Genomic DNA, 4067 nt, shown 5'->3' with positions numbered 1-4067 from the left:
GTCTTCTCCGCTTGCTTTCTTCATACAGTAGCAGCTGCGGATACGCATCGTGAAAAATGAGGGCGTTGGCCCGTTCCAAAAACAAAAAAAGGGGTGCGATCGTCTTTTCCGGCAACAACAACGGGAGCAGGCTGCCACGCAAGTCGGTCATGTTCCAGCCGCCGTTGCGCGAAACGAGATGGGCCAAAAATGCCCAATGCACTTCTGGGTGGCGTTCAAAAAACGTGAAATAGGCGGCTGTGCGCGTGATGTTGTTGAGGTTATGCTCCGCTGTTTTCTGCCGAATCATAGCAACGGCCGCCGCCTCGTCGTCGCTCGGTCTTCCGTCACGCTAAGGCGTGACGGAGGCAAGCCACACGCTTGCCTTCGACAGTCAAAAATGGGCAAACCACTTTTCTGTCAAGGATATGTTAAACTTCTTTGTTGCATCTATCCTGAAAATACCCGAACTCCAAAATGTGTAAAATTGTAAAATTCAACATAGAGGTCTTTTCATCCTTCCGATGGTGACGAATTTTTTGTCATGGGAGTCTATATAGTTTGCTGAAGGATTCGACAAGCATGATCACCAATAGTAATAAGATACAAACGTTCGATTTATTGGGGGAAGGGAGAGGAAAACAATGGTTCGCTTATGGGGGAAAAAGGTGTGGCTGGCCAAACGCGCGTATGAGGCGGTCATTTTCCAAACACCGCGCTTCGGGGAAACGAAAGGATACCGTCAAGTATGCCGGTTGACCGTGACGGCCGCCGATCATCATGAGGCGCTGTCGATTTTGTACCGAATGTTTAACGTGGCTGATTTGATTCCGAAAAACTGCCAAGCTCGGTTTATGGGGACCGGCGATATTGTCTTGATCGACGAAGGGCGGAAAGGACAGACGTACTACCGCCTCTGCCCGGATGACTGGAAACGGGTGGAACGCCAGCTTGTCTGTTGACGGAATATTCAAAAATACAGTCGCCTTCAACCGATTGGGGATGGTATAATAGCGATAACATCGAATAAAGCCCGGCCGTTTAGGGAACGGATAAGAAAGGAAAGGGGGCGGATCAGATGGAAGAGCAAAGACAACGGCGCGACACGCCGACGGTAGCGCCGGGAATTGACGATGATGAAGTGTTGAACGAAAAGGCGACGGAAGAGGAAATTGAGCGCGGAGACTATACGAAAGTCGTCACACTGGCGTGGGACGAAGTCGAGCCGTCGGAGCCCTGATCGAAATAGAAACCCTTGTGCGGCACAAGGGTTTCTCCGGGTTTGTTACGATTCGGGATTGTCGTGATGGCCCGGGCCGTTTTTCCGGCCGCCGGCGGCCGAGTATTCCTTGGCGTGCGCTGCGTCTTCAGCGATCAACGCCTCTTTTGGAATATGGTTGTTCTTTTTCTGCCCGTTGATGCGGTTGCGATGCTTTTTGCCCATCGTTTTCCCTCCTTGAACTGTCGTTGTCGTTAGTGTATGCGGCAAAAGGGCGGTTCATCGACGGAAAATGTTTGCAGGCGGCGCCGGGCGGGCGGAGCGGAGACTGAAGGGAACTGGGAGGGGGACGGAATATGGCCGCATTGGTGCTGGCGCTGTGCGTCGTCTCGATCGCCGCGTCGCTTTGGCTCAAAGAGCAGGTGGAGCGCGTTTTGTTTCGCTGGAGAAACGTTCCTGTTCTCCATGCGGCCAATATCGTCATCATTGCGGCCATCGTTGCGGTTGCCTATTATCAGCTGAGCGGCATCGGCGTCTACTTGCGTGATTTGGCCGACATCGATGGATTTTGGTATGTATTTGCCGGAACAACGCAGCTTGTGCTGCCGCTTTATTTGTTCGCCTGCTGGCTGCTCGCCAGGCGGCGCGGACGCGAGAAAAAATATACGCGCAGCAAAGACAAAAAGGTGCTGTATATCAACGAAAGGTATCTTGCGCGCCGCTATCGCGACGATTATCGTTCGAAAACGTCTTAAAAAGGGAGAGCAGCTCTCCCTTAAAATTTTGTTTTTTCTTTTTTGGACGTTGACGGCTGGTTGTTCGCTTTTGAGGATGGATTCGTTTTGTTGGCGTACTCCACCGCCTGCTCAAGTTTCTTTTTCACCGTCTTTCCTCCTTTCCCGCCGTGTGGGCACGAATAGTATGCCCGCCTTTCGCTCAAGCTACTCGAAGCAAGACTGCCATTTTCCGCAAACATATGATATGATAAACAAGGGCATGGCCGAACCATAACCGTTCGAAGTCATAAGGAGGAATCGAGTTTGAGCGTACATATCGGAGCCAAACAAGGGGACATCGCCGAACGCATTTTGCTGCCGGGCGACCCGCTGCGCGCCAAATACATTGCCGAGACGTTTTTGGAAGGGGCGGTGTGCTACAATGAAGTGCGCGGCATGTTCGGATTTACGGGGACATACAAAGGGCATCGCGTCTCCGTCCAAGGGACGGGGATGGGAGTGCCGTCCATTTCGATTTATGTCAACGAATTGATCCAAAGCTATGGAGTAAAGACGCTCATCCGCGTCGGAACATGCGGCGCCATTCAACCGGATGTGCGCGTGCGTGACGTCATTTTGGCGATCGGCGCATCCACCGATTCTAACATGAACCGTCTCATTTTCCGCGGCCGCGATTATGCGCCGACGGCGGATTTCCACTTGCTGCGGACGGCATACGACGTTGGAATGGAAAAAGGATTGGCGCTCAAAGTCGGCAACGTCTTTACCGCCGACATGTTTTACAACGACGAACCAAACTGGGAAACGTGGGCGCGCTACGGCGTATTGGCCGTCGAGATGGAAACGGCGGCGCTCTATACGTTGGCGGCCAAATTCGGCTGCCGGGCGCTGTCGGTGCTGACGGTCAGCGACCATATTTTAACCGGCGAGGAGACGACAGCCGAAGAACGGCAAACGACGTTTAACGAAATGATCGAGGTGGCGCTCGAAGCGGCGGTTCGCAGCAGCTGATGATGCGGCGGCTGTTCGGGGCGCCCCGGGAAACAGAAAAGGGGAAGATGAATGAATCAGCGTTGGCAAACAGCGGCGCTTATGTGCCTGTTGCTCGTTGGCTGCCAAACGGGAGGAAGCGGTGACGGCGGCGCGGCCGGCTCGCCCGGGCAGCCGGCGGAACATACGGCGCCGCCCAGCGTTCATAAACGAGAGGAACTCAACCGGCCGGTTGACCCGGATTTGCAGCTTGAAGCGAAATATTGGAACGTCATCGAGGTGCGAAACGGCCAAAAGGTCATTATGAATCCGGACAACATTTTGGTGCTCGTCAATAAAGAGCAGTCGCTTCCGTCCGGTTACAAGCCGGCCGATTTGGTTGTGCCGCGCGTGCCGTTTTCGTTTGCCGACCCGAATGCAGAAAAGCGGCGTATGCGGGCCGAGGCGGCCGCCGCGCTCGAAGAAATGTTTGCCGCCGCCCGCCGCGATGGCATCGAGCTTGTCATGGTGTCCGCTTACCGGTCGTATGAGCGGCAGAAGGCGATTTTTGCGGAGGAGGTGCGGCAAAAAGGGGAGAAAAACGCCGTCCAGGCCGTCGCCCACCCGGGACAAAGCGAACACCAGACAGGGCTTGCAGTCGACATTAGCAGCCGGTCGATCGGCTGCCAGCTGACCGAGGCGTTCGGGGCGACAAAAGAAGGACAGTGGGTCGCTGCCCACGCGCACGAATACGGGTTTATCATCCGCTATCCGAAAGGGAAGGAAGCGGTGACCGGCTACAAGTATGAGCCGTGGCATCTTCGCTATGTCGGGCGGAAGGCCGCCGCCGTGATGAAAGAGCGCGGCATGACAATGGAAGAATATTTTCAAGCGGTAAAAAAAGTGTAAAGACGGGGCTGGCCCAAAAGAGCGGCAATGCTTCTATCTAGGGCAGCATGGAAAAACAGACCACCACGAAAAACCTGGTAAAACCAAGGGTTTCAGAGGTGGTCTCTTTTTTACATACCTGAATCCGTGACAGAAGTGTATCAAAAATGCTGGGAAACCCAATCGTGTCGAGACTTCGACTCCATTTCGAATGTTCACCTATTAGGTGAAGAACCCCGAGTGCAATATTTTGTTGATTGATCCAGTTTTCTTGG

General features: G+C 53.8%; 8 protein-coding genes. 5 read left to right on the top strand and 3 right to left on the bottom strand.

Annotation, left to right across the window (positions count from 1 at the left end):
* Positions 1-289, bottom strand: a 289-nt coding sequence (locus IKE44_RS05480; RefSeq protein WP_287465251.1) for a DUF2515 family protein, incomplete at its 3' end; no start/stop codon positions are given.
* Between the two features lie 334 nt (positions 290-623).
* Here IKE44_RS05480 and IKE44_RS05475 point away from each other — a divergent pair.
* Positions 624-941, top strand: coding sequence for a hypothetical protein (locus IKE44_RS05475; protein ID WP_287465249.1), 318 nt, complete (start codon positions 624-626; stop codon positions 939-941).
* Between the two features lie 116 nt (positions 942-1057).
* Positions 1058-1219: a hypothetical protein gene (locus IKE44_RS05470; RefSeq protein ID WP_162839633.1), complete on the top strand. Its 162-nt coding sequence runs from the start codon at positions 1058-1060 to the stop codon at positions 1217-1219.
* Positions 1220-1264: 45 nt separating this feature from the next.
* Here IKE44_RS05470 and IKE44_RS05465 read toward each other — a convergent pair whose 3' ends face one another.
* Positions 1265-1423 carry a hypothetical protein gene (locus tag IKE44_RS05465; RefSeq protein ID WP_017437412.1) on the bottom strand — a complete coding sequence of 53 codons (159 nt, stop codon included), beginning with the start codon at positions 1421-1423 and terminating at the stop codon, positions 1265-1267.
* Between the two features lie 131 nt (positions 1424-1554).
* Here IKE44_RS05465 and IKE44_RS05460 point away from each other — a divergent pair, with 131 nt between their 5' ends.
* The 3 genes from IKE44_RS05460 (at position 1555) to IKE44_RS05450 (ending at position 3813) form a co-directional block, all read left to right on the top strand.
* Complete coding sequence (locus IKE44_RS05460) at positions 1555-1953, top strand: hypothetical protein (RefSeq protein ID WP_287465246.1); 399 nt, start codon at positions 1555-1557, stop codon at positions 1951-1953.
* A gap of 285 nt (positions 1954-2238) precedes the next feature.
* Positions 2239-2946, top strand: coding sequence for a purine-nucleoside phosphorylase (gene deoD, locus IKE44_RS05455; protein WP_033009203.1), 708 nt, complete (start codon positions 2239-2241; stop codon positions 2944-2946).
* A 51-nt stretch (positions 2947-2997) separates the two neighbouring features.
* The gene (locus IKE44_RS05450; RefSeq protein WP_033015274.1) at positions 2998-3813 is read left to right on the top strand and encodes a M15 family metallopeptidase; all 816 of its coding nucleotides are present in this window, start codon (positions 2998-3000) and stop codon (positions 3811-3813) included.
* Positions 3814-3850: 37 nt separating this feature from the next.
* On the opposite strand, the gene IKE44_RS05445 is transcribed toward IKE44_RS05450, so the two are convergent.
* A partial coding sequence (locus IKE44_RS05445) for a hypothetical protein (protein WP_287465244.1) occupies positions 3851-4067 on the bottom strand: 217 nt, incomplete at its 5' end.

It is taken from the genome of Geobacillus sp., from assembly GCF_017515625.1.
In the GTDB taxonomy this organism is placed as follows: domain Bacteria; phylum Bacillota; class Bacilli; order Bacillales; family Anoxybacillaceae; genus Geobacillus; species Geobacillus stearothermophilus.
This window is presented reverse-complemented; position numbering and strand designations above follow the sequence as displayed.